The organism is Promicromonospora sp. MS192 (genome assembly GCF_049532985.1).
In the GTDB taxonomy this organism is placed as follows: Bacteria; Actinomycetota; Actinomycetes; order Actinomycetales; family Cellulomonadaceae; genus Promicromonospora.
In genome coordinates, this window is sequence record NZ_CP186693.1 from 159,746 (window position 1) to 184,439 (window position 24,694).

Consider the following 24,694-nt stretch of genomic DNA (forward strand, 5'->3'; position numbering starts at 1 on the left):
GGGTTCGTGCGGTTCAGCCAGCCAAAAGTGGCCAGGTCAACTCACGTTCTCGCGGCCTCGGTCTCTTCTGGACGGGAGGCCAGCCATCGGAGCAGGCGCTCCCACGAGGCGCTCAGTCGACTTGCTGCCCAGAGTCGCCTGATGCCAGCCAGGAGTGCTCCGAGGCCGAAGGCAATGGTTGCGATGCCCAACAGTGTGTTTCCGCCCTGCAGGAATGACACCCCGAACAGTAGGCCCGCGAGGCCGCACAGAAAGTATCCGATTCCAGTGGTCCACGCCGATATATGTTGCCGGGACTTGTTCAACAGGTTGGAAGTTCCGATAAGGAATACCGCCACTCCGCCGAGCAAGAGTGCGCTCCCGAATAGGATGCTCAATCTGATGGAATCTGTACCCAGCAAAATCAAGCCGATGCAGTAGAGAAGAACTGCCGCGGCCGCCATGGGTGGCGTAATTTCGGTCATCTGAGTTCTGGTCACCAGTGCCGCAATGCTGAGTAGTGTAGGGGCACAGCCGAGGATAAGAATCCCTGTACCAGCGACGTAAAGCCCAACTGTGAGCGCCGCGATTCCATATGCAATAGGGGTGATGGCAAGTGTCAGCAGCACAGCGCGGGACCAAAGTCTTCCTCCGCGTAGGATGACGCACCCGATTATCAGGGTCGACACGCCTATGACCACACATGCGATGCCGTAGTGGCCGCCTTCGTGCACACCGACAATCAAGAATGCGGGTCCTGCTAGAGCGAGCAGGAAGGCAGATGGCTTGATGCTCCCAAGAACGCTGCTGACCCCTCCGAGGAGCACGGAGATCCCAAGGAGCATAAAGGCAACGCCGCCCAGTACCCCGCTCGATGGAGGGGCGTCGACGCCAAGTCGCAGGATATGGATCGCGAGCGACATAATTTCCGCGCCAATCAATGTAATTGCAATGCCGACCAGGAGCGTCGCGGCCGCACATATGAGCCTGCTGACCGACGGGCGAGGTGAAACTGTCTCCCTAATGGCTATAACGGTTGCCGTGCACAGGCATCCAGCGGTGGCGAAGGCAGGCCAGAACCCATCGACGTGGGTCGATGCTGTCAGCAAGATGTAGGCGGCGGTCAGCAGTATCACCATTCCACGTGCGGCCAACACCTCCCACACCTGGGCGCTAGGGAGCCGGGAGTGGTGAAACCGTCCTCCTGGTCGGAAAGCAAGCCACGCCAACACGACGGCGGATGCCGCCACCGCTAATGGCGCAAAACGCGCAAGGGCAGCCTCGACGACCTTTCCGAGTATGGCTTCGACAACGATGGTTGCGACAAAGGTGACGAATACGAGTGAGCGTTTGGCGGGGGTCCGGATGTCGTCGAGATCGTCTGGCATGTAGACACATTAGTGGCACGGATTGACACAAACTTGGTGTGGCAACGGCGTGGCGGTCCCAGCTCGAGGGCGTGGCCGTGCGGTACGTGTGAGCCGGCCCGGGCGGTCCTGGAGCGGGTGCCGGACGAGCGCACGGTCTGACGTCCCGGCGGTGCAGGTCACCGTTCGGTCAAGCCGTCGAAACCTTGTGGCGCACGTCACATGCGCGGCGGTACTGTCGCGGTCTCGACCGGATCTCACCCGCACGGCCAAGCCCCACCTCTACCGGATCAACGATGATCGGAGACGGACATGACCCCCGGACCCCGGAAGGCAGCCGCGTACCTCGGTGCGCTGGCCGGCCTGAGTCTCACCCTCGCCGCCTGCTCCTCGGGCGCCGACCCGGCCGCGTACCCGGAGGACGACGTCGAGATCGTCGTCCCCTTCGCCGCCGGCGGACCCACCGACACCGTGACCCGCATGATCGCCGAGCCCATGGCGCAGGAGCTGGGCGTCCAGATCGTGGTGCAGAACGTCGAGGGCGCGGGCGGCACGGTCGCCGCCGGGCAGGTCGCCGCGGAGGACCCCGACGGGTACACCGTGCTCATGCACCACATCGGGATGTCCACCGCGCCCGCCCTCTACGGCGACGCGCTGGCGTACGACCCGGTCGCGGACTTCAGGACGGTCGGCCTGGTCACCGAGGTGCCCATGACGATCATCGCCCGCAGCGACTTCGAGCCCGACACCCTCGAGGACTTCGTGACCTACGTCCAGGAGCACGAGAGCGAGGTCACGATGGCCACGGCCGGCGAGGGCGCCGCCTCCGACCTGTGCGGACGCCTCCTGACGAGCGCGCTCGGGGTCGAGGTCACCGTGGTGCCCTACGACGGCACCGGCCCGGCCATGGAGGACCTGGTGGGCAAGCAGGTCGACTTCATGTGCGACCAGACCACCAACACGACGACCCAGATCACGGAGGGCACCGTCAAGGCGTACGCCGTCACGACGCCGGAGCGGATCGACGCCCTGCCCGACCTGCCCACCACGGCCGAGGCCGGGCAGCCCGACATCGCGGTGTCGGTGTGGCACGGACTTTACGTGCCGGCCGAGACGCCCGACGAGGTCGTGGAGAAGCTCACCGCGGCGCTCCAGACCGCCCTGGCGGACCAGTCGGTCATCGACCAGATGGCAGGGCTCGGCACCACGCCCGTGGAGCACGACCGGGCCACCCCCGAGGCGCACACCGAGCTGCTGACCGAGCAGATCGCGACCTGGTCCGACGTCATCGGCACGCAGGGAGGCTGAGATCCGCACGCTGCGGCCCGGATCGACGGGGGACCTCGTCGCGGGCCTGATCTTCGTGGTTCTCGGGGCGGCGTTCGCGGTGGGCGCGCTCGGTTACGAGCTGGGTGACCTGCTCGACATGGGGCCCGGCTACCTGCCGCTCGCCCTGGGCCTGCTCCTGGCGCTGCTCGGGGTGGCGTGCGTCGTCAAGGCGTACGTCGCCCCGGACGCACCGGACGCCCCGGCACCCGACGCCGCGGCACCCGCCGCCGACGCCGCCGACCAGCCCGACCCGCGCCCGCTCGCCGGCCTGGAGTGGCGGCCGATCGCGGCGATCTCCGGGGCGATCGTCTTCTTCGCGCTGACCGTCGACGGGCTGGGCGTGCTCCCGGCCACGTTCGGGGCGGTGCTGCTCGCGGCCCTCGCGCGCGACGGCGTCTCCTGGCGCCGGACCCTCGTGATCGCGGTGGGCCTGACCGCCCTGTGCTGGGTGGTCTTCGTGCTGGCGCTGCAGCTGCGCCTGCCGCTGTTCGGCGACTGGCTGGGTGGGTGAGCATGGATCTCCTGGACAACCTCGCGCTCGGCTTCTCCGAGGCGCTGGCCGTGCACAACGTGCTGTTCTGCCTGCTCGGGGTGGCGCTCGGCACGGCCGTCGGGGTGCTGCCCGGCATCGGCCCGACGGCGTCCATCGCCCTCCTGCTGCCGCTGACCTTCGGGTTCGACGACCCGGTGTCGGCCATCATCATGCTCGCCGGCATCTACTACGGGGCGCAGTACGGCGGCTCCACCACGGCGATCCTGCTGAACATCCCCGGGGAGTCGTCGTCGGCCGTGACGGCGATCGACGGCCACCCCATGGCCCGGCAGGGACGGGCGGGGGTGGCGCTCGCCGCCGCGGCGCTCGGCTCGTTCTTCGCGGGCATCGTCGGCACGTTCGTGCTGGCGGCCGCCGCAGGTCCGCTCGCGGCCGCGGCGCTCACCTTCGGTTCCGCCGAGATGTTCGCGGTGGTGGTGCTGGGCCTCGTGGCGTCCATCGCGCTGGCCAGCGGGTCCGCGCTCAAGGCGCTCGCGATGATCGTGCTCGGCATCCTGCTCGGCACCATCGGCCAGGACCTGTACACGGCGGTGCCGCGTTTCACGTTCGGCGTGCGCGAGCTGTGGGACGGGCTGAGCTTCGTGTCCGTCGCGGTGGCGGTGTTCGGCATCGCCGAGATCCTGAAGAACCTGCACGACCCCCGCACCCGCGTGCGGGTCGCGGCCAGGGTCGAGAACCTGTGGCCCACCCGGGAGGACCGGCGCCGGATGGTCGGCCCCGTGCTGCGCGCGACGGGGCTGGGCTCGGTGCTCGGCGTGCTGCCGGGCGGCGGGCACGTGCTGGCCGCGTACGGGGCGTACGCGGTGGAGAAGCGGGTCTCGAAGCGCCCGCACGAGTTCGGGCGGGGTGCGATCGAGGGCGTCACCGGGCCGGAGTCGGCGAACAACGCGGCGGCGCAGACGTCGTTCGTCCCGCTGCTCGCCCTGGGCCTGCCGGCGCACCCCGTGATGGCGCTGCTGCTCAGCGCCCTGATCATCCAGGGCATCCAGCCCGGGCCGGGCGTGATGACGGCCCAGCCGGAGCTCGTCTGGGGCCTCATCGCGTCCATGTTCATCGGGAACCTGCTGCTCGTGGTGCTGAACCTGCCCCTGATCCGCATGTGGGTGAAGCTGCTCGACGTGCCGTACTCGGTCATGTTCCCCGCGATCATCGCGTTCGCGTGCATCGGCACCTACGCGATCGACCAGAACCCGTTCCAGGTGCTGGTCATGGCGGTGCTCGGGGTGGGCGGGTTCGTGCTCGTGCGCTGTGGCTGCGAGCCTGCGCCCCTGCTGCTGGGGTTCGTGCTGGGGCCGCTGCTGGAGAACCACCTGCGCCGGGCGCTGCTCATCTCGCACGGCGACCCGACGGTGTTCCTCACGCGGCCCATCTCGGCGGCGCTGCTCGGGCTGGCGGTGCTGGCGCTGGTGGTGGCGGTGCTGCCGATGGTGCGCCGCAGGCGGGACGTGGTGTTCGCCGAGGAGGACTGACGTCGAGGCGGACTGACGCCGAGGAGGACCGGCGCCGGAGCGGCCGGAGCTCAGAGGCCGAGCAGGCCGCGCACCAGCGCCGTCACCGCACCGGCCACGGCCACGGTGGTCGCGATGCGCGATGCCACGCGCGACGGCACACGCCGGGCCAGGGCGGCGCCGAGCGCCACGCCCGCGAGCACCGCCGCCAGGAGCACGGGCCACACCCACCACGCGGGGGCCGACCCGGCGGGGATGGCGCCGAGCCCGAGCTTGGTGAGCACCGACATGGTGTTCATGACGACGAGCAGCGGCTGCATCGTCGCGGCGAAGGAGCGGTGCTCCCAGCGGGTGGCCAGCGCGTACGCGGTCCACGCGGGAGCCGCCACGCCCGACGTCGTGTTCATGAAGCCCGCGGCCAGCCCCGTGAGGACGGCGACGGGACGGCCCGTGATCCGCACCCGCCGGCGCAGCAGGGCCGAGGCGGCGAGAGCGACCAGCACGGAGCCGCCCACGATGACGTCCAGCCAGGCGGCGTCGGCCTCCCGGACGGTGAGCGCGCCGAGCACGGAGCCGACGAGCATGAGGGGCAGGATCGTGATCACGCGCCGCCAGTCCACGCCGTCGCGCAGGGCCCGCAGGATCAGGAGTGCCGTGACGATGGCGGCGACGTTGCTGACCAGCACGCCCACCGACGCGCCGAGCAGGACCGTGAGCACGGGCGCGGCCACCAGCCCGAGCCCCATCCCGGCCACCCGCTGGAGCCCGGCTCCGACGAGAACGGCTGCACAGGCTGCCACGACCGCCGCCACGTCCACCCGCTCACGCTACCCCGGAACCGTTGAGTGCTGGATATTCGCCCTCTTTCGGGTGTCCGGAGGGCGAATATCCAGCACTCAACGTGGGAGGATCAGGCCGAGACGTTGTCCGCGTAGGCGACGTCGCGGGTCTCGCGCTCCAGGAGCAGGGCGACCAGGGTGATGACCGCCATGGCGGACAGGTACACGCCCACCAGCACGGGGGAGCCGTCCGCGCCGGCCCAGAGCCACACGGCGATGAACGGGGCCACGGCCGCGCCCAGCACCGAGGACAGGTTGTACGCGATGCCCGAACCCGTGTACCGCACGTTGGCGGGGAACAGCTCGGGCAGGACGGCGGCCATCGGGCCGAACGTGAGGCCCATGAGCGTGAAGCCCAGGATGAGGAGCGTCTGCACGCCGAACGTGCCCCCGGCGAACAGCGGCACGAACAGCCCGCCGAACACGATGATCGCGACGGTCACCCAGATGAGGTGCTTGCGGCGGCCGAACCGCTCGGCCATGGGCCCGGACAGCAGCGTGAAGACCCCGAAGAACACGACGCCGAGGATCAGCATCCACAGGAAGTCGATCTTCTCGTAGCCGAGGCCGGCGGGGGAGCCGTCGGTGGGCGCGGTCGGCGCGACGCCGTAGTTCAGCGTGAACGTCGTCATCAGGTAGAACAGCACGTAGGTGGCCAGCATGATGAACGTGCCGGACACGATCTGCTTCCACGAGCTGCGGAACACGCGCGCCACCGGCACCTTGCTGACCGCCTCGGCCTCCAGCACCTTGCGGAAGGCGGGGGTCTCCAGGAGCGACAGGCGCACCCACAGGCCCACGATCACGAGGATCGCGGAGGCGAGGAACGGGATGCGCCAGCCCCAGCTCGCGAACTGCTCGGGCGTCAGCGCGCTCGACAGGGCGATGAACACCGTGTTGGCCAGGATGAAGCCGATCGGCGCGCCGAGCTGCGGGAACGTGCCGTAGACGGCGCGCTTGCCCTGCGGCGCGTTCTCGGTGGCCAGCAGCGCGGCGCCGCTCCACTCACCGCCCAGCCCCAGGCCCTGGCAGAACCGGGCCAGCACCAGCACGGCCGGGGCCGCGACCGACCAGCCGGGGGTGGCCGCCGCGGGGATGAGCCCGATGAGCACCGTCGCGACACCCATGGTGAGCAGCGACGCCACGAGGGTCGCCTTGCGGCCGATGCGGTCGCCGAAGTGGCCGAACAGCACCGAGCCCAGCGGCCGCGCCACGAACGCGACGCCGAACACGGCGAACGACGACAGGAGCTGCGTGGTCGGGTCCTCGGCGTTCGGGAAGAACAGCGCGGGGAAGACCAGCGAGGCCGCCGTCGCGTAGATGTAGAAGTCGTAGAACTCGATCGACGTGCCGATGAGGGAGGCGACGACGACGCGGCCGCGGGAGTTCCCGGCCGGCGGGTCCTGCTCGCCGGCGGCGGTCCCGGCGCTCGATGATGCGGTGCTCATGCTCTGGACACTAAGCACCTGTCCGCGATCCGGGAACCCCGTCTCATTCTATGGATGGGGTCTTGACGGGGCGCGGCGGCGTGTCGAACTGCGCGGGCGTGCGGCGCGAGTGAAGGTGTAGTGAACGGTGAATACTCCCGCACGTGCGCCTGTTGGCACGACCGGCGGCGAGGGGCAGGATCGACCGGGCGCCCCCGGAGGCTCCGCCAGGAAACCCATCATCGGAACGAACGAACGAGACGACGACGAGGATATGAACGATCTGCTGTATGTGAACGGCGGCAACCCGTTGACCGGGACCATCACCGTTCGAGGCGCAAAGAACTTCGTGTCGAAGTCCATGGTGGCCTCCCTCCTGGGGGAGACGCCGAGCGTGCTGCGGAACGTGCCGCAGATCCGTGACGTCAAGGTGGTCTCGGGGCTCCTGGACCTGCACGGTGTCAACGTCAAGTACGACACCGACGCCGGCATCCTCGACCTCGACCCGTCCAACGTCGAGGCGGCCCACGTGGCCGACATCGACGCCCACGCCGGCTCCAGCCGCATCCCGATCCTGTTCTGCGGGCCGCTGCTGCACCGCCTCGGCGAGGCGTTCATCCCGGACCTGGGCGGCTGCCGCATCGGCGACCGGCCCATCAACTACCACCTCGACATCCTGCGCCAGTTCGGTGCCGTCGTGGACAAGCGCCCCAACGGCATCCACCTGCGCGCGCCGCGTCGCCTGCAGGGCACCAAGATCTCGCTGCCGTACCCGTCGGTGGGCGCCACCGAGCAGACGCTGCTCACGGCGGTCCGCGCGGACGGCATCACCGAGCTCTCGGGCGCGGCCATCGAGCCCGAGATCATGGACCTCATCGCGGTGCTGCAGAAGATGGGCGCCATCATCTCGGTCGACACCGACCGCGTGATCCGCATCGAGGGCGTCGACCGCCTCGAGGGCTACACGCACACGGCCCTGAACGACCGCATCGAGACCGCTTCCTGGGCCTCCGCTGCGCTGGCCACCGGCGGCGACATCACCGTCAAGGGCGCCACCCAGCCCGAGATGATGACCTTCCTGAACACCTTCCGGAAGGTCGGCGGCCGGTTCGAGGTGCAGGACGACGGCATCCGCTTCTGGCACGCCGGCGGCGACCTCAAGTCGATCGTGCTGGAGACCGACGTCCACCCCGGCTTCATGACGGACTGGCAGCAGCCGCTCGTCGTCGCGCTCACGCAGGCCACCGGCCTGTCGATCGTGCACGAGACCGTCTACGAGAACCGGTTCGGCTTCACCGACGCCCTGCGCAAGATGGGCGCCACGATCCAGGTCTACAAGGAGTGCCTGGGCGGGCGCGACTGCCGGTTCGGTCAGCGCAACTTCCACCACTCCGCCGTCGTCTCCGGCCCCACGCCGCTGTCGGCTGCCGACATCGAGGTGCCCGACCTGCGGGGCGGGTTCTCCCATCTCATCGCGGCGCTGGCCGCCAAGGGCCGGTCCACGGTGCGCGGCATCGGCCTCATCGACCGCGGCTACGAGAACTTCCAGGACAAGCTGGAGGCCCTGGGCGCGGACGTCACCCGCGGCTGACCCGGCACGGGGTGTCGGCGCGGCCGAGTATTCTTTCGGCCGTGTCGACACCACGTCCTGAGTCCCGCATGTACCGCTTCATAGCGTTCCTCGTGCGGAACCTGATGTTCTCGCTGTGCAAGTACGACTGGAAGGGCGGGGAAGGGGAGAACTTCCCGGCCACGGGCGGGTTCATCGCCGCGGCGAACCACGTCACGGAGCTCGACGCACTGACCCTGGCGCACTACCTCTTCGACAACGGCCGCGAGCCGCGCATCCTCGCCAAGCGCGGGCTGTTCACCTCGCCGCTGACCGGCTGGGCGCTGCGGGGCACCAAGATGATCCCGGTCGACCGGGACTCCACGAAGGCCACGGAGTCGCTCCAGGAGGCCGCCAGCCAGCTCGGTGACGGCGCGTGCGTGGCCATCCTGCCGGAGGGCACGCTGACCCGGGACCCCGACTACTGGCCCATGGAGGGCAAGACCGGCGTGGCCCGCATCGCGCTGACCACCCGGCTCCCGGTGCTCCCGATCGCCCAGTGGGGCGTCACCGAGATCATGCCCCGGTACGGCATGCCGCGCTGGCCCTGGCCGCGCAAGAAGGTGACCATCCGCACCGGCCCGCCCGTCGACCTCAGCGACCTGTACGACCTGCCGCAGGACACCGCCACGCTGCGTGAGGCCACGAGCCGCATCATGGACGGCATCACCGCCGAGCTGGAGCAGATCCGCGGCGAGAAGGCCCCGCGTCCCCGGTTCGACCTGCGCAAGCACCCCGACTACGAGGCCAAGATGACCACCTACCCGCCGGTGGAGCGCCCGTGAGCGCCCCGACGCAGGCCCAGCCCCGGGTCGCCGTGCTCGGCGCGGGCTCGATGGGCACCACCTTCGCGATGGTCCTGGCCGACGCCGGCTGCGACGTCACCCTCTGGGGCCGCGACGCCGCCGTGCTCGACGCCGTCGACCGCACGCACCGCAACGAGAAGTACCTGCCGGGCGTGCAGCTGCCCGCCATGCGGGGCACCACCGACGCCGCCGTGGCGCTCAAGGGCGCGTCGGTCGTGGTGGTCTCGGTCCCGTCCCAGGTCGCCCGGGCCACGCTGGAGTCGATGAAGGACCTGGTGGAGCCCGACGCCGTGGTGGTCTCCCTGATGAAGGGCGTCGAGCTCGGCACCGACAAGCGCATGAGCCAGGTGATGGCCGAGGTGCTGGAGCTGCCGGACGAGCGCGTCGCCGTCGTCTCCGGGCCCAACCTGGCGCCCGAGATCGCCGCGCGGCAGCCGACGGCGACCGTGGTCGCCTCGCGCAGCGAGGCCACGGCCCAGCTCGTGGCCGACGCCTGCTCGACCGGCTACTTCCGCCCCTACACCAACACCGACGTGGTGGGCGTGGAGCTGTGCGGCGCCGTGAAGAACATCATCGCGCTCGCGGCGGGCATGGCCCAGGGCCAGGGCTTCGGCTGGAACACGCTCGCCACGCTCATCACGCGCGGTCTCGTGGAGATCACGCGCCTGGGCCTCGCGCTCGGCGCCGACGCCGCCACGTTCGCCGGGCTGGCCGGCATGGGCGACCTGACCGCGACGTGCGCGTCGCCGCTGTCGCGCAACCACCGGCTCGGCAAGCACATCGGCGAGGGCCTCACGCTCGCCGAGGCCATCGAGGCGACCGGCGGTACCGCCGAGGGCGTCAAGTCGTCCCAGTCGGTGCTGGAGCTGGCCCGGGCGCACGACGTCGAGATGCCCATCACGGCCGGTGTCGTGGACGTGCTGGCGGGCACCCTGCCGCTGTCCGACCTGGCGGCCACGCTGCTGGCGCGGCCCAAGAAGTCGGAGGTCGCGGGCTGACCGCGCGGCGGGCCGGTCCGGCCCGCCGTCAGTGCTGGACGTCGACCACCACGCGGGTCGGGTTCTCCAGCAGGAACACCCGGAACGGCCGCTCGCCCTCGTCGACGCCCAGGAACGCCGTCGTGTACCCCTCGAACCAGTAGCGGTACACGACCTCGTCCACCGACTCCGTGTCCTCCGGCTCGATGCGGTCGCCCGAGAACTCCTCGACGCCGCTGTCCGTCGGGGCCGCGGTGCCGGACAGGGACACCCGCAGGATCGCGTCGCCGTCCACCTGCACGGCGTGGCCGGATCCGTCGTCCGTGGCCTCGTCGACGTACTCGACGCGCCAGCCGGGCCTGCCGCTGCCCGTGCCGTCCAGGTCGAACACCACGCGGTCGTAGCCGTCGTGCCGGGCCACGCGGACGTCCGTGACGGACAGGAACGTCTCGCCCTCGCCCGTGGGCTCCGCGGTGTCCGGCCGGGTGTCGGCGGCGAAGGGCGGCCCCGCCGCGGTCTCCGTCGCTGAGGCGGTCGGGTCGGGCGTGCCGTCGTCCGGTGCGCCGTCGTCGCTCGTGCCGCCGTCCGGCTCGCTGTCGTCCGGTGTGCCGTCGTCCGACGGCGGGACCGAGGCGACGGGCGCCGGCTCGGACGCGTCCGTTCCCCGGTCAGGTCCGGTGGTGCCGGTGCAGCCGGCCAGGAGCAGCGCGGCGACTGCGGCTGTCAGGGCAGTGCGGAGTCCGGCTCGTCCCATGGCTCCAGCGTAGGTCCTGACGTGCGCCGGAGGTGGTCACGGATCGGTCACCTCTGCACCGCCACCCTGCCGCCGGTTCACGCCGCGGCGTCCCCCTCGCGACGGAACGTGCGGCGGTAGGCCGACGGCGTCACCCCGAGCGCCGCCTGCACGTGGGCCCGCAGCGACTGGGCCGTGCCGAACCCGCAGCGCCGGGCCACCTGCTCGACCGGCAGTGCCGTGCTCTCCAGCAGGGTCCGTGCGTGCTCCACGCGCTGCCGCGTGAGCCACTGGGCGGGGCTCTCCCCGGTCTCGTCCCGGAACCGGCGCGTGAAGGTGCGCACCGACATCGCCGCGTGCCGGGCCATCGCGGCCAGGGTGAGGGGCTCCTCCAGGCGGCCCAGCGCCCAGGCGCGGGTGGCCGCGGTACCCGCGTCGGCGCCGTCCGTCCCGGCGCTGCCGGACCGGACAGGCCCCGGCAGGGGCCGCCGGACGTACTGCGCCTGGCCGCCGTCGCGGTGCGGCGGCACCACCGTGCGCCGGGCGACGTCCTGGGCGACCGCGGTGCCGTGGTCACGCCGCACCACGTGCAGGCAGAGGTCGACGCCGGAGGCCACGCCCGCCGAGGTGAGCACGTCGCCGTCGTCCGTGTACAGGACGTCGGGGTCGAGCCGCACGCGCGGGTAGAGCCGCCGGAAGCGGTCGCTCTCCAGCCAGTGCGTCGTGGCGGGGCGGCCGTCCAGCAGCCCGGCGGCCGCGAGCACGAAGGCGCCCGTGCAGATGGACATGAGCCGTGCGCCCGGCCGGATCCGGGCGAGTGCGGCGGCGAGCTCGGGCGTCAGCCCCGCGTCCCCGGCGGCCGGGTCCGCGCCGTCCGGTCCCGTGGTGTGCGACGCCGGGACCACCACCGTGTCGGCCGTCTCCAGGACCTCGGGCCCGTGTTCCACGTGGACCAGCACGTCGGAGTCCGACCGCACCAGGCCCGGGCCGCCGGGTGTGCAGGTCACCACGTCGTACAGGGGCCGGTGCCCGGCGTCGCGCGCGATGCCGAAGATGCGGTGCGGGATGCCCAGCTCGAACGGGATGAAGCCGGGGCGGATCAGGACCGCGACGCGGTGCCGGCGTGGCGCCGGGGGCGGGGTGCTCTGGGCCATGGTCCCAGCATATGGCCCGAACCTATCGATGTGTGTCCTCCGGGCCACTGTTCCGCGCGGAGAGGTCACAGCATGCTGATGCCGTGACCCAGACAGACGTCCCCGCACCGGCGGGCCGGAACGCCCCGCAGCCGCCGCGCCCCGCGCCCCGCATCCACCCGGCCTGGTGGGTGGCCCTGGTCAGCTTCGTGACCGTCATGTGCGCCGCGGCCTTCACCGCGGCGCCCGGCCTGTTCGTGGACCCCCTGCACGCGGAGCTCGGCTGGTCGCGCGCCACCATCGGCTTCGCCGTCGGCCTCCAGTCCGTGCTGTACGGGCTGACGGCGCCGTTCGCCGCCGCCCTGATGGACCGGTTCGGCATGCGCCCCGTGGTGAGCCTCGCGCTCGTGGTCATCACCGCCGGCGCCCTGTCGACCGTGTGGATGTCGGAGCCCTGGCAGTTCGTGCTCGGCTGGGGCCTCCTGGTCGGCGTGGGCAGCGGCAGCATGGCGCTCGCGTTCACGGCCACCGTCACGGGCCGCTGGTTCGTGGCCCGGCGCGGCCTGGTCAGCGGCGTGCTCACGGCGGCCACGGCGTCGGGCCAGCTCGTGTTCCTGCCCCTGCTCGCGTGGATCGTGGAGAACCAGGGCTGGCGGCCGGCGTCGGTCACGGTGGCCATCGCGTCGCTCGTGGCGATCCCGCTCGTGCTCTTCCTGCTGCGCGACCACCCGGCCGACCTGGGCCTGGCACCCTACGGCGGCACCTACGCGCCCAAGCCTGAGCCCACGCGCGGCGCGGCCCGCCGCGCCGTCACGGCTCTGTTCGACGCCGCCCGTACCGGCCCGTTCTGGCTGCTCGCCGGCGCCTTCGCGATCTGCGGCGCGACGACGAACGGGCTGGTCCGCACCCACTTCGTGCCCGGCGCGCACGACCACGGCATGCCCATCACGGTGGCCGCGAGCCTGCTCGCGGTGATCGGCGTCGTGGACGTGATCGGCACCATCGGCTCCGGCTGGCTGACCGACCGGTACTCCCCGCGCGTCCTGCTGGGCGTGTACTACACGCTCCGAGGTGTGGCGCTGCTGTTCCTGCCCTCGCTCATGGCCCCGCACGTGGAGATGCCGATGGTCTTCTTCATCGTGTTCTACGGGCTCGACTGGGTGGCGACCGTGCCGCCCACGCTCGCCCTGTGCCGCGAGTTCTACGGCGAGGACGCACCGATCGTCTTCGGCTGGGTGCTCGCCGCGCACCAGGTCGGCGCCGGGGTGGTGGCCTATGCGGGCGGCCTGGTGCGCGACACGACGGGTTCGTACGACGCGGTCTGGTACGGCGCGGGCGCCCTCTGCGCCGGAGCGGCGCTGATGTCCCTGGTGGTCCGCCGCGTCCGGCAGCCGCGGGTGTCGGGCGCATGACGCGTCCGGGTGGCCTGCGGGCCCGACCCCGCCGGATCGCCTCGCGGACGGCCGGGGCGCCGGGCTCGGGGCGGCCGTATTCTCCGGACCATGAGCACCACCCCTGAGCCCGGCACCCTCGCCCCCGCCACGATCGCCGTCGCCGCCGGACGCCCGGCCCGCGCGCAGGGCGGTCACGTCAACCCGTCCGTGCCGATGAACTCGACGTACGTCTCGCGCGGCGTGGTCACCCCGGACGAGCTGTCGTACGCGCGCGGGGACAACGACGCCTGGCACCCGTTCGAGGAGGCGCTCGCCGCCCTGGAGGACGGCGGTGCCGGGACGGCCCGCCGGGCGGACGGCGATGCGTCCGGGCCGGACGCCGCCGCCACGGCGATCCTGTTCTCGTCCGGGATGGCGGCGATCGCCGCCATCTTCTCGCTGGTGCCCGACGGCGGCACGCTCGTGCTGCCCCGCCACGCCTACCAGGCGGGCATGGTGCTGGCGCGGCAGATCTCCGAGCGGCACGGCGTGACCCTGCGGTACGTCGACATCGCGGACACGGACGCCGTGGTCGCGGCCCTCGACGGCGCGGACCTGCTGCTGGTCGAGTCGCCCACCAACCCGATGTTGGAGGTGGCGGACCTGCCCGCCGTGCTCGGCGCGGCCCGCGCGGCCGGTGTGCGCTCGGTGGTCGACAACACCTTCGCGACCCCGCTGGGCCAGCGCCCGCTGGTGCACGGCGCGGACGTGGTGCTGCACTCGGTGACCAAGTACCTGGCGGGCCACTCCGACGTGGTGCTCGGTGCGCTCGTCACGCGTGACGCCGCACTGGCCGCGACCCTGCGCGACCACCGGACACTGCACGGGGCCATCGCCGGCCCCTTCGAGGCGTGGCTCGCGCTGCGCGGCCTGCGCACCCTGGCGCTGCGCTTCGAACGGGCCCAGGCCACCGCGGCCGAGCTGGCCCGGCGCCTCGCGGACCACCCCGAGGTCGCCGAGGTGCGGCACCCGTCCCTGCCCGGCGACCCCGGGCACGAGCGCGCGAAGGCCCAGATGACCGGGTTCGGCGCCATCATCGGCGTCCGCCCCCGGCCCCGGCCCGGCGGTGCCGACGACGCCGCGGCGCGGGCCGACGCCGTCGTCGACGCCGTGCGGCTGTGGCTCCCCGCGACCTCGCTCGGCGGCGTGGAGTCGATGCTGGAGCGTCGCCGCCGGTGGGGCACGGAGGCGACGACGGTCCCGGAGGACCTGCTGCGCCTGTCGGTGGGCATCGAGGACGTGGAGGACCTCTGGGCGGACCTGGACCGGGCGCTGCGCGCCTGACCCGTCAGTCCAGCGGGCCCAGCAGCGACTGCGCCACCGTTGCGTGCGCCGAGTCGTCGCTGGACGGGTGGAAGATCCCCGCCAGCACGTCGCGGTACAGCCGGCCCAGCTCCGAGCCGTTGAAGTAGGTGGAGCCGCCCGAGACCCGGATCGCCTGGTCCACGATCTCGCGCGCCGCCTCGGTGACGCGCACCTTCAGCCCGGCGGTCGCCCGGAACCAGCCCGCGCCGCGGTCCAGGGCGGGATCCGCCGCCGAGGCGTCCAGGTCGCGCGTGATCCCGTCGATCTGCAGCCAGACGGCGTCCTGCGCGAGCGCCATGTCGGCGATCCGCCGCCGCACGTCGGGGTCCTGCGCGTACGCCGTGCCGGTCTTCATCGACGTGCGGCGCCGCGCGGCGTCGACGGCGAGCTCCAGCGCGCGGTCCGCGATGCCCGCGTACACCGACGACAGCAGCACCTCGAACGAGGTGAAGATGCCGAGCACGTACGGGTCCAGCGACGGCCCGGGCGGCAGCAGGCGCAGCACCCGGGCGGCCGGCGCGTGGGCGCCGTCGAGCATCGTGGTGCGCGACTGGGACGCACGCATGCCGATCGTGTCCCAGTCGTCGAGGATCTCGAACCCGCCACCGTCGCGGGTCACGAAGGCGTGCACGAGCCGGGGCTCGCCGCCCTTGCCGTCCGACGGCTCCAGGCCCAGCACGCCCAGCCGCGTCCAGGCGGGGGAGTTGGACGTGAAGATCTTGCGGCCGTGGAACGTGTACCCGCCCACGCCGTCGGGCCGGGCCTCGGTGCGGGAGCCGAGCAGCACCAGGTCGTTGCCCGGCTCGGAGTAGCCGAAGCCGAACACCTCGCCCGCCGCGGCCTCCGCCAGCAGCCAGTCCAGCGACGAGTCGCCGCGGTCGTGCAGGTAGCGGCCCACGCCCACCCACACGTGGTGCATGTTCACGGCCAGCGCGGTCGCCGGCGCGTGGGCGGCGAGGCGCGCCTGCTCGTGGGCGGTCTCGTGCAGCGTGCGGCCCGAACCACCGAGGGCCGTGGGGACCATCGCGCCGAGGTAGCCCGCGGCCTGGAGGTCGGCCAGGTCCTCGGCGAAGAAGGCGTTGTCGCGGTCGTAGTCGCCGGCGCGGTCGCGCATGCCGGCGAGCAGTTCCTCGGACAGGAGAAAAGTCACCTCATGAGGCTAGCCCCGGTGCGCAATGCCCGGCGTGGAAATTCTCGCCGGGAAGTGTGCCGGCCGGTGTCGCCCTCGACCCGTCCCGCGCTCTAGGCTGGGCCCGCGAAACTATTGGAGCACGCGTCAGTGAGACCGCGGTCGAAGGAGACAGCAGATGAGCGTGACCGACACGCAAGCCGGCACACGGCGCGACCTCGACCGGGCCGTCGAGGAGCTCAAGGTCGGTGCCGAACGGTGGGCGCAGACCCCGGTCGCAGACCGCGCCGCGCTGTTCCGCAGGGTCCACGCGTCGATCGCCGGTGCCGCCCAGGACTGGGTGGCCGCCGCCGTCGAGGCCAAGCAGATCGAGCCGTCCGCCCCCTACGCGGGCGAGGAGTGGATGACCGGCCCGTACGGCGCCCTGGAGAGCGCCGCCGCCTACGCGCGGTCCTACGAGGCGCTCGCGGCCGGCGGTTCCCCGCTCGACGGGTTGCACGTCGGCGTGGCCCCCGGCAACCGGGTGGCGGTGCGGGTGCTGCCGCGCACCGTCCAGGAGTGGGTGCTGTTCAACGGCTTCCGGGCCGAGGTGTGGATGCCGCCCGGCGTGCCCGGACGTCAGGTGCGGGCCGAGGCCGGCCTGGGCGCGGGCACGGTGGGGGAGTACGGCGGCGTCGGGCTGGTGCTCGGTGCGGGCAACATCTCGTCCATCGCCCCGCTCGACGCGTTCTACGAGCTCGTCGCGCACAACCGCGCCTCGCTGGTCAAGCTCAACCCCACGTTCGACGGCCTGCTGGACGTCTACCGCGCGGCGCTCGCGCCCCTGGTCGACGCGGGGGTGGTGCGGGTGGTCACGGGCGACGCCGCCGTCGGCGCCTACCTCACGCGGCACGACGGCATCGACAAGGTGCACGTCACCGGGTCCGCCGGCACGCACGACGCCATCGTGTGGGGCACCGGCGAGGAGGCCGGACGGCGCCGCGCCGCGGGCGACCCGCAGCTGACGGTGCCGATCACGAGCGAGCTGGGCGGCGTGGCCCCGATGATCGTGGTGCCGGGCCGCTGGAGCGCTGCCGACCTGCGGTTCCAGGCCGAGCACCTGGTGTCCATGCGCCTGCACAACGCCGGGCACAACTGCGTGGCGGGCCAGGTGGTCGTGCTGTCGGCCGACTGGGCGCAGAAGGACGACTTCCTCGCGGAGCTGCGGGCCGCCCTGGCGCGGATGCCCGCCCGCGACTCCTGGTACCCGGGCACCGACGCGAAGGTGGCCCGGGCCCGGGACGCCCACCCGCGGGCGGAGCACCTGGCCGGCCGCATCCTGACCCGGATCGAGCCGGGTGACCCAGCCTGCACCGACGAGTACTTCGCGGCCGTCCTGGCGTGGACCGAGGTGCCGGGACACGGGGCCGAGTTCCTGCGCGCGGCCGTCGGCCTCGCCAACGACTCCCTGTCCGGGACGCTCGGCGCCAACGTCGTCGTGCGGCCGCAGGACCGCCGGGCGATGGGCCCGGCGTTCGACGGGCTGATCGCAGACCTGCGCTACGGCACCGTCGCGATCAACGCGTGGACGGGCGTGAGCTTCCTGCTGCCGGGCGCCACCTGGGGCGCGTACCCGGGGCACACGCTCGCCGACGTCGGCTCCGGCATCGACGTGGTGCACAACGGGCACCTGCTGTCCGGGCCGGAGCGCACCGTCCTGACCGGCCCGTTCCGCCCGTTCCCGCGCAGCGTGCTGCACGGCGAGCTCTCGCTCTTCCCGAAGCCGCCGTGGTTCAGCGGTTCCCGCAGCGGCACCGAGACGGGCCGGGCCCTGACCCGGTACGCGGCGGCGCCGTCGTGGGGCCGGCTGGTGCCGGTGCTGCTCGCGGCGTTCCGGGCCTGACGGCCCGTCACCGCGGCCGGTCCGCCGGCACCGGCGGACCGACCGCGGGGACGACGCCGGGCACCGGTCCGTGCGCGCGGCGCCGTCTGCCGCGACAATGCTCGTGCGTCATGCTCGTGCGTCATGCTCGTGCGCCGGACGACGAGGTCCGGCGCCCCGACCGCAAGGAGGCCGAAGATGGTTGTCCGCAGCCCGCTGCCCGACGTGGAGATCCCGTCCGTCAGCGTCCACGAGTACCTGTTCGGTGACATCACGCCCGAGGACCAGGACCGGGTGGCGGTGGTCGACGGCGTCAGCGGGTCGGTCACGACCTTCCGCTCGCTCCTGGCCCAGATCGACGCGGTGGCGGGCGCGGTGGCGGCCCGCGGTCTCGGCGTCGGTGACGTCGTGGCCCTGCACGCGCCGAACGTGCCCGCGTACGTGACCGTGTTCCACGGCCTGCTGCGGGCCGGGGTCACCGTGACCACCGTGAACGCCCTGGCCAGCGCCCCCGAGGTGACCAAGCAGCTCGCCGACTCCGGTGCGCGGCTCCTGATCACCGTCTCGGCGCTGCTCGCGGCGGGTGGCGCCGGGGCCCGGGACGCCGGCCTGGGCGACGACCAGGTCGTGGTGCTCGACGGCGCCGACGGTCACCTCTCCCTGGCCGACCTCCTGGCCGATCCGCACCCCGCCCCGGACGTGTCCTTCGACCCGGCCACCCACCTCGCCGTCGCGCCGTACTCGTCGGGCACCACGGGCCGGCCCAAGGGCGTCATGCTCACCCACACCAACCTCGTGGCGAACGTGGCACAGTCGCTGGCCATCGGCGTCGGCCGGGACGACGTCGTGCCGTGCGTGCTGCCGTTCTTCCACATCTACGGGATGACGGTGCTGCTCAACCTGGCCCTGCGCACCCGCGCGCGGCTGGTGACCCTCCCGCGGTTCGACCTGGGGCAGTACCTCGGGGTGATCCAGGAGCACCGGGCGACCTTCCTGTTCGTGGCGCCACCCATCGCGCTCGCCCTGGCCAAGCACCCGCTGGTCGGCGAGCACGACACGAGCAGCGTGCGGGCCGTGCTGTCGGGCGCCGCGCCGCTGGACGAGAAGCTCGCGGCGGCGGTCGCCGACCGGCTCGGCGTCCGGGTGCTGCAGGGTTACGGCATGACGGAGATGTCGCCGGTCTCGCACTGCATCCCGTTCGACCGCCCGGACATCTCGCCGGGCGCCGTCGGCCTGCTCGTGGCGGGCATGGAGGCGCGGATCGTCGACCCGGCCACCGGCACGGAGATCGACCAGCCGGCGCAGGGCGTCTCCGACCCGGGTGAGCTGCTGTGCCGCGGGCCCAACGTGATGCGCGGGTACCTCGGCAACCCGCAGGCGACGGCGGACACCCTGGAACCGGACGGGTTCCTGCACACGGGCGACATCGTCACCGTCGACGCCGGCGGCGTGTTCCGGGTGGTCGACCGGCTCAAGGAGCTCATCAAGTACAAGGGCTACCAGGTGCCGCCCGCCGAGCTGGAGGCGCTGCTGCTGACGCACCCCGGGATCGCCGACGCGGCGGTGATCGGCGTTCCCGACGAGGAGGCCGGCGAGATCCCGAAGGCCTTCGTGGTGACCGCGCCGGGGGCGACGCTGACGGAGGCCGACGTCGTCGCGTTCGTCGCCGGGCAGGTGGCCCCGTACAAGAAGGTGCGCGCGGTGGAGTTCATCGAGGCGGTGCCGAAGTCGGCGTCCGGCAAGATCCTGCGCAAGGACCTCCGGGCGACCGCGGGATAGCCGGTTCCGGTAGTCTCGGCGCGATGCCGCAGCACACCGAACCAGCCTCCGCGGGGGACGGCGAGTCCCTCGTGCCGGCGCCGGCCGACGACCGCACGCCGGCCGCCGGCACGCCCGACGCCGCCGGGCGGACCCGCGTGGTGATCCTGTTCGGCGGGCGCTCCGGTGAGCACGGCATCTCCGTGGCCACCGCGGGCGGCGTGCTGGGCGCGATCGACCGCTCGAAGTACGACGTGGTGCCCGTGGGCATCACGTCGCAGGGACAGTGGGTCATCGCGGCCGACGAGCCCGAGCGCTGGGCGATCACCGAGGGCCAGGCCGCGGAGGTCCCGGCGTCCGCGGCCGAGGTGGTGCTGCCGCTGACCGTCGGCGACTCCGCGCTGCGCGTCATGGAACCGGGCCAGGTGCCGTCCGCCCTCGCGGACGTCGACGTCGTGTTCCCGCTGCTGCACGGCCCGTACGGCGAGGACGGCACCCTCCAGGGCCTGCTGGAGCTGGCCGACGCCCGGTACGTCGGGTCCGGCGTGCTGGCCTCCGCCGTCGGCATGGACAAGCACTTCATGAAGATGGTGCTCGGCGCGCAGGGCCTGCCCGTCGGCCCCTGGGCGGTGATCAAGCCGGGCGACTGGGAGCGGCGGCACGACGACGTGCTGCGCTCCGTCGAGGCGCTGGGCCTGCCCGTGTTCGTCAAGCCGGCCCGCGCCGGGTCCTCGCTCGGCGTGACCCGGGTGGACACGCTCGACGACCTGCCCGCCGCCGTCGAGGAGGCCCGCCGGCACGACCCGAAGGTGATCGTCGAGGCCGCGATCGTCGGCCGGGAGATCGAGTGCTCGGTGCTCGGCGGGCGCCACGGCGAGCGGGCCCGGGCGTCCCTGCCGGGCGAGATCGTGGTCACCGACGAGTCCAAGGACTTCTACGACTACGAGTCCAAGTACTTCGACGAGTCCGCGGTGGAGCTGAGCTGCCCCGCCGACCTGCCGGACCACCTCACCAAGGAGGTCCAGGAGATCGCCGTGCGCACGTTCGAGGCGGTCGACGCCGAGGGGCTGGCGCGCGTGGACGTGTTCGTCACGCCGGACGAGCGGGTGGTCGTCAACGAGATCAACACCATGCCGGGCTTCACGCGGTACTCGATGTACCCGCGCATGTGGCAGGCCTCCGGGATGAGCTATCCGGAGCTGATCGACGAGCTCGTCCAGCTCGCCCTCGAACGGCCCACCGGCCTGCGCTGATCGCCTGTACTCTGCCTCTGACCACGGCCGGGACCCCTCCGGCGGGGCGCTGAGGAGGCAGGATGCTGGGCGAGCCGCGCTACAGGTACGCGGTGCGTGAGGTACGGGTCGCGAACGGTGTGCTCACCATCGGGCTGACCTCGTTCGCGCTCGGCAACGTCATGCGGCTCGAGGTGATCGGCGTGGCCAAGCCGCAGCCCATCGGCGCCTGGGCCAACCAGGTGGCCTACCCGTTCGGCATCGTCGCGGTGGTGGTCCTGCTGCTGCGGATGGCGGGGGCGGACGGCATCCCGTGGGAGGCGGCGCTCGCGATGGCGTGCGCGGGGGCGGCGTGGCCCGCGGCCCGCCTGTGGCAGCGGACGGGGTTCTGGAAGCCGGTGTGGAAGTACCCGGTGTTCGCCCTGCAGATGGTCACCGCCTCGCAGCACGTGCACCGTCTCTGCGCGCACGACTCCCGGCACCTGGCGGCACTGGCGGAGCTGGTGAGCGCGGCGATGAAGGACCCGTCGATCTCCTACAGCGGGACGGTCCTGCTCATCACGAACGCCGACGCGCTGCACACCATGGAGGCCGGCAAGGACTCGATGGTGCGGTGAGCGCGGGTCAGCGCACCGTCGGGTGCGGGTCCAGCCCCATCTGCGCCAGCAGCGCGGAGACCATGTCCTCGTGCAGCGCCACGTGGTCGCCGAACGCGAACTCCTGGTGCCCGTACACGGCCATGCACTGCAGCCCGTAGACCTGCCGCCAGGCCGTGACCATCAGGTGCGCGACGCCGAGCGGCAGGTCCGGCCCGCCCACCGCGTCCCGGTACCGGCGCACCTGGTCGGCCAGCGCGGGGTCGATGTCGTCGTCGGCCGGGTGCGGCACGCCCGACGCCGCGAGCGTGCGGAACAGCGGTACGTAGTGGCCCCCGACCATCTCGGCCATGCGGCGCTGGAGGGTATGGCTGGTGGTGCCGTCCGGCAGCTCGGCACGTATGCCGGAGCCGATGACCAGGTCGAACTCGGCCGGGTTGCGGACCGCCCAGTCGAGGGACACCCGCGAGGAGGCCACGAGCGCGGCCGCGACGTCCCCCGGCTCCTGCCGCGCGACGGCGGCGCCGAGCTGGTCCAGCACCTCCTCGACGATGAGCACGCAGAGCTGCGCGATGACGTCCTGCCGGTTCTCGAAGTGCCGGTACAGCGCGGGCGGCGTGACGCCGACCTCCTTGGCGACGGCGGCCATCGTGAGCTTGCTCAGGCCGTGCTGCCCGGCGAGCTGGTGGCGGGCCGCGGCGAGCACGTCGCGGCGCAGCTCGTCACGCAGCCGCTCGCGCCGCGACTGGACGGGCGGGACGGGCCGGACGGTGGGGGCTGGTGCTGGGCTCACTGACACTCCTTCGTGGCAGGTACCTGCGTGACGGCCGATGCGAGGTCCGCGATGAACGACGTCGAGTGGTCCTCGGTGACCGCCGGCGGCACGACCACCTCGACCGCGGGCTCGCGGCCGTAGGTGACGAACGACCACGTGCCCTTGTCGTCGGTCGTGACGATCCAGTCGACGGCGGTCCCGTCGCCGGAGTCCACGTGCTGGCAGTCGGCCGACGGGCCGAGCTGGGCCACGCCGCACCGCATGGTGACCGCGCCGCCGGGCTCGCCCCAGGCCGCCGTGGCCTGGGAGTCCGTGGGCACCTTGGGCAGATCGCCGCCGAGCTCGTCCGGCACGGCGAGCATGACCTCCGCGCACTTCGGGTCCGCGGCATGCGGCGCCGCCTCCACGCCGATGGTCCGCGCACACCCCGCCAGCGCCACGACGGTGAGGACGGCGGCGGTCGATGCGGCGAGGAATCGGGCGGCAAGCACGGAGATACGTTACCCGGCCCCCGATGGTGGACGTCCCTTATGGTCTACCAGTGAACGGTGCCCCCACACTCCGCGTCCGTGACCTCTCCGAGGAGCAGATCCTCGAGCACATCGTGCCCCTGCTGCCCCGGGGCGATGCCACGCTGGTCGGCCCGGGCGACGACGCCGCGGTGCTCGCGGCGCCCGACGGCCGGTTCGTGGTCTCGACCGACGTGCTCGTCGAGGACCGGCACTTCCGCGCCCGCTGGTCCACGGGGTACGACGTCGGACGCCGGGCCGCCGCGCAGAACCTCGCCGACGTCGCGGCCATGGGCGCGCGACCCACCGCGCTGGTCACGTCGCTGGTGGTGCCCGGGGACACCGACCTGGAGTGGGTGACCGGCCTGGCCCGGGGCCTGGCGGACGGCTGTGCCCCGGTCGGGGCGGGGGCCGTGGGCGGGGACCTCGCGGGCGGACCCTGCCTGATGGTGAGCGTGACGGTGCACGGTGACCTGGAGGGGCGGGCGCCTGTGCTGCGGTCCGGGGCCCGGCCGGGCGACGTCGTCGCGCACGCCGGGGTGCAGGGCTGGTCCGCCGCGGGGCTGGCGCTCCTGGAGGCCGGGCTGGTGCAGGCCCCGCTGTCGTCGGCGCCGCTGGAGGTCACCGACGGCGTGGTGCTCGAGGACGCCTGGGAGCGGCTGGTCGCCGCGTACCTGCGGCCGGATCCGCCGCTCGCCGCGGGCATCGCGGCCGCCCGGGCGGGGGCCACGGCGATGCTCGACGTCTCGGACGGCCTGCTGCGGGACGCCGGCCGGGTCGCCCGGGCGAGCGGCGTCCGGCTCGACCTCGACCCGGACGCGTTCCCCGCGGGCCGGGCGGAGCTGCGGTCGGCGGCCCGCGCCGTCGCGGCCGCCACGGGACTGGGCGACCCGGGGTGGGGCCCGGGGCGCTCGGACGTCGACGGGCTGACCGACGCGTGGGTCTGGTCCGGTGGTGAGGACCACGGGCTGCTCGCGACGTTCCCGGCCGGGACGGTGCTGCCGGCGGGCTGGACCGCCGTCGGCCGGGTGCTGGATCCGGGGGCGGCTGCGACCGGGCCTGCTGCGACCGGGTCCGCTGCGACCGGGTCCGCTGCGACCGGGGACGTCACGATCGGTGGCGAGGCACCGACGGCGACCCCGGGCTGGGACCACTTCCGGGCGTGAGGTCGGCACCCTCCTGGCGAGGTCGGCACTTTGCACCGAGATCGGTACAGGCCTGTGCCGACTTCGAAGCAAGGTGCCGACCTCGCCAGGAGCGTGCCGACCTCAGCCCTTGCGGAAGCGGAGCTGCTTGAGCGGGCGGCCGCCGATGTCGTCGATGCGCTCCGTGCCGTCGTGCTGGAAGCCGTGGCGGCGGTAGAAGTGCTGCGCGCGCTCGTTGCCCTCCAGGATCCAGAGGCTCACGACGGTGCCCGGGGCCAGCCCGTCGAGCACCGTGCGCATCAGGTCGCGGGCCACGCCGCTGCCCCAGGCGCGCGGATGCAGGTAGATGGCGTAGATCTCGAGGTCGCCCGGGTCGGCGTCCTCGTCGCGGCACGGGCCCACGCTCGTGAAGCCGACCGTGCCCTGCTCGTCCTCGGCGACCAGCACCGTCGTGTCGCGCGCGCCGACGGCGGAGGTCCACTGGCCGGCGCGCTGCGTGACGTCGAGCGACGCCAGGTAGGAGTCGGACAGGATCTCGGAGTAAGCACCACGCCAGGACGCGATGTCGACGCGGGCGATGGCCTCGGCGTCGGTTCGTGTCGCTGGGCGGATGGTCACGTCTTCCGGTGCCATCATGACCTCACCTTTTCACCCGGTGGTGGCCGGCGCAACCACCTCTTGGGTCCAGACTTAAGGTTACGGGAACGCCGAAGACGCCCACCAGGCGTTCCTGGTGGGCGTCTTCGGGAAA

Annotated in this window: 22 protein-coding genes; 13 read left to right on the forward strand and 9 right to left on the reverse strand. The window is 72.6% G+C overall.

Features of this window, described 5'->3' with window-relative positions; translation table 11 throughout:
• Positions 1-41 precede the first annotated feature (41 nt).
• A complete protein-coding gene (locus ACO229_RS00705; RefSeq protein ID WP_423463385.1) occupies positions 42-1,367 on the reverse strand; it encodes a hypothetical protein in 1,326 nt (441 codons plus the stop codon).
• Between the two features lie 291 nt (positions 1,368-1,658).
• Between ACO229_RS00705 and ACO229_RS00710 the strand changes: the two genes are divergently transcribed.
• The 3 genes from ACO229_RS00710 to ACO229_RS00720 are packed head-to-tail and all read left to right on the forward strand — an operon-like array spanning position 1,659 to position 4,697.
• Positions 1,659-2,654 (forward strand): tripartite tricarboxylate transporter substrate-binding protein, encoded by a 996-nt coding sequence (locus ACO229_RS00710; protein WP_423463386.1) that lies wholly within the window; start codon positions 1,659-1,661, stop codon positions 2,652-2,654.
• Positions 2,655-2,703: 49 nt separating this feature from the next.
• Positions 2,704-3,186 carry a tripartite tricarboxylate transporter TctB family protein gene (locus tag ACO229_RS00715; RefSeq protein WP_423465245.1) on the forward strand — a complete coding sequence of 161 codons (483 nt, stop codon included), beginning with the start codon at positions 2,704-2,706 and terminating at the stop codon, positions 3,184-3,186.
• A 2-nt stretch (positions 3,187-3,188) separates the two neighbouring features.
• Positions 3,189-4,697 (forward strand): tripartite tricarboxylate transporter permease, encoded by a 1,509-nt coding sequence (locus ACO229_RS00720; RefSeq protein ID WP_423463387.1) that lies wholly within the window; start codon positions 3,189-3,191, stop codon positions 4,695-4,697.
• 50 nt (positions 4,698-4,747) lie between these two features.
• Here the strand turns inward: ACO229_RS00720 and ACO229_RS00725 are convergent, their stop codons facing one another.
• A complete protein-coding gene (locus ACO229_RS00725; RefSeq protein ID WP_423463388.1) occupies positions 4,748-5,494 on the reverse strand; it encodes a sulfite exporter TauE/SafE family protein in 747 nt (248 codons plus the stop codon).
• Positions 5,495-5,586: 92 nt separating this feature from the next.
• Positions 5,587-6,963: an MFS transporter gene (locus ACO229_RS00730; protein WP_423463389.1), complete on the reverse strand. Its 1,377-nt coding sequence runs from the start codon at positions 6,961-6,963 to the stop codon at positions 5,587-5,589.
• 253 nt (positions 6,964-7,216) lie between these two features.
• Here ACO229_RS00730 and murA point away from each other — a divergent pair, with 253 nt between their 5' ends.
• The 3 genes from murA to ACO229_RS00745 are packed head-to-tail and all read left to right on the forward strand — an operon-like array spanning position 7,217 to position 10,355.
• Entirely contained in the window at positions 7,217-8,533 is a 1,317-nt protein-coding gene (murA, locus tag ACO229_RS00735; protein WP_397411491.1) for a UDP-N-acetylglucosamine 1-carboxyvinyltransferase, read from the forward strand.
• 41 nt (positions 8,534-8,574) lie between these two features.
• Entirely contained in the window at positions 8,575-9,336 is a 762-nt protein-coding gene (locus tag ACO229_RS00740) for a lysophospholipid acyltransferase family protein (RefSeq protein ID WP_397411489.1), read from the forward strand.
• On the forward strand, positions 9,333-10,355 hold the full coding sequence (locus tag ACO229_RS00745) for an NAD(P)H-dependent glycerol-3-phosphate dehydrogenase (protein ID WP_397431205.1): 1,023 nt from the start codon (positions 9,333-9,335) through the stop codon (positions 10,353-10,355). The genes ACO229_RS00740 and ACO229_RS00745 overlap by 4 nt, the downstream gene beginning before the upstream one ends.
• A 28-nt stretch (positions 10,356-10,383) precedes the next feature.
• Here ACO229_RS00745 and ACO229_RS00750 read toward each other — a convergent pair whose 3' ends face one another.
• Positions 10,384-11,088: an AMIN-like domain-containing (lipo)protein gene (locus tag ACO229_RS00750; protein ID WP_423463390.1), complete on the reverse strand. Its 705-nt coding sequence runs from the start codon at positions 11,086-11,088 to the stop codon at positions 10,384-10,386.
• Positions 11,089-11,165: 77 nt separating this feature from the next.
• Positions 11,166-12,221: a GlxA family transcriptional regulator gene (locus ACO229_RS00755; RefSeq protein WP_423463391.1), complete on the reverse strand. Its 1,056-nt coding sequence runs from the start codon at positions 12,219-12,221 to the stop codon at positions 11,166-11,168.
• An 83-nt stretch (positions 12,222-12,304) separates the two neighbouring features.
• On the opposite strand from ACO229_RS00755, the gene ACO229_RS00760 reads away from it, so the two are divergent.
• Entirely contained in the window at positions 12,305-13,612 is a 1,308-nt protein-coding gene (locus tag ACO229_RS00760) for an MFS transporter (protein WP_423463392.1), read from the forward strand.
• Between the two features lie 90 nt (positions 13,613-13,702).
• On the forward strand, positions 13,703-14,917 hold the full coding sequence (locus tag ACO229_RS00765; protein WP_423463393.1) for a trans-sulfuration enzyme family protein: 1,215 nt from the start codon (positions 13,703-13,705) through the stop codon (positions 14,915-14,917).
• A gap of 4 nt (positions 14,918-14,921) precedes the next feature.
• Here ACO229_RS00765 and ACO229_RS00770 read toward each other — a convergent pair whose 3' ends face one another.
• A complete protein-coding gene (locus ACO229_RS00770; protein WP_423465246.1) occupies positions 14,922-16,052 on the reverse strand; it encodes an acyl-CoA dehydrogenase family protein in 1,131 nt (376 codons plus the stop codon).
• A gap of 193 nt (positions 16,053-16,245) precedes the next feature.
• Between ACO229_RS00770 and ACO229_RS00775 the strand changes: the two genes are divergently transcribed.
• From ACO229_RS00775 to ACO229_RS00790, 4 genes are all read left to right on the forward strand, one after another.
• Entirely contained in the window at positions 16,246-17,949 is a 1,704-nt protein-coding gene (locus tag ACO229_RS00775) for an aldehyde dehydrogenase family protein (RefSeq protein WP_423463394.1), read from the forward strand.
• 177 nt (positions 17,950-18,126) lie between these two features.
• The gene (locus ACO229_RS00780; RefSeq protein WP_423463395.1) at positions 18,127-19,707 is read left to right on the forward strand and encodes an AMP-binding protein; all 1,581 of its coding nucleotides are present in this window, start codon (positions 18,127-18,129) and stop codon (positions 19,705-19,707) included.
• 23 nt (positions 19,708-19,730) lie between these two features.
• Entirely contained in the window at positions 19,731-20,939 is a 1,209-nt protein-coding gene (locus tag ACO229_RS00785; protein WP_423463396.1) for a D-alanine--D-alanine ligase family protein, read from the forward strand.
• A gap of 62 nt (positions 20,940-21,001) precedes the next feature.
• Positions 21,002-21,535 carry a hypothetical protein gene (locus tag ACO229_RS00790; RefSeq protein WP_423463397.1) on the forward strand — a complete coding sequence of 178 codons (534 nt, stop codon included), beginning with the start codon at positions 21,002-21,004 and terminating at the stop codon, positions 21,533-21,535.
• A 7-nt stretch (positions 21,536-21,542) separates the two neighbouring features.
• Here ACO229_RS00790 and ACO229_RS00795 read toward each other — a convergent pair whose 3' ends face one another.
• Both ACO229_RS00795 and ACO229_RS00800 read right to left on the reverse strand, forming a co-directional pair.
• Positions 21,543-22,307, reverse strand: a complete 765-nt coding sequence (locus ACO229_RS00795) for a TetR/AcrR family transcriptional regulator (protein WP_423463398.1) — start codon at positions 22,305-22,307, stop codon at positions 21,543-21,545.
• Complete coding sequence (locus ACO229_RS00800) at positions 22,304-22,780, reverse strand: DUF3515 family protein (protein WP_423463399.1); 477 nt, start codon at positions 22,778-22,780, stop codon at positions 22,304-22,306. The genes ACO229_RS00795 and ACO229_RS00800 overlap by 4 nt, the downstream gene beginning before the upstream one ends.
• Before the next feature lie 23 nt (positions 22,781-22,803).
• Between ACO229_RS00800 and ACO229_RS00805 the strand changes: the two genes are divergently transcribed.
• Positions 22,804-23,964, forward strand: coding sequence for a thiamine-phosphate kinase (locus ACO229_RS00805; protein ID WP_423463400.1), 1,161 nt, complete (start codon positions 22,804-22,806; stop codon positions 23,962-23,964).
• A gap of 102 nt (positions 23,965-24,066) precedes the next feature.
• Here ACO229_RS00805 and ACO229_RS00810 read toward each other — a convergent pair whose 3' ends face one another.
• Complete coding sequence (locus ACO229_RS00810; RefSeq protein WP_397411463.1) at positions 24,067-24,579, reverse strand: GNAT family N-acetyltransferase; 513 nt, start codon at positions 24,577-24,579, stop codon at positions 24,067-24,069.
• Positions 24,580-24,694 lie beyond the last annotated feature (115 nt).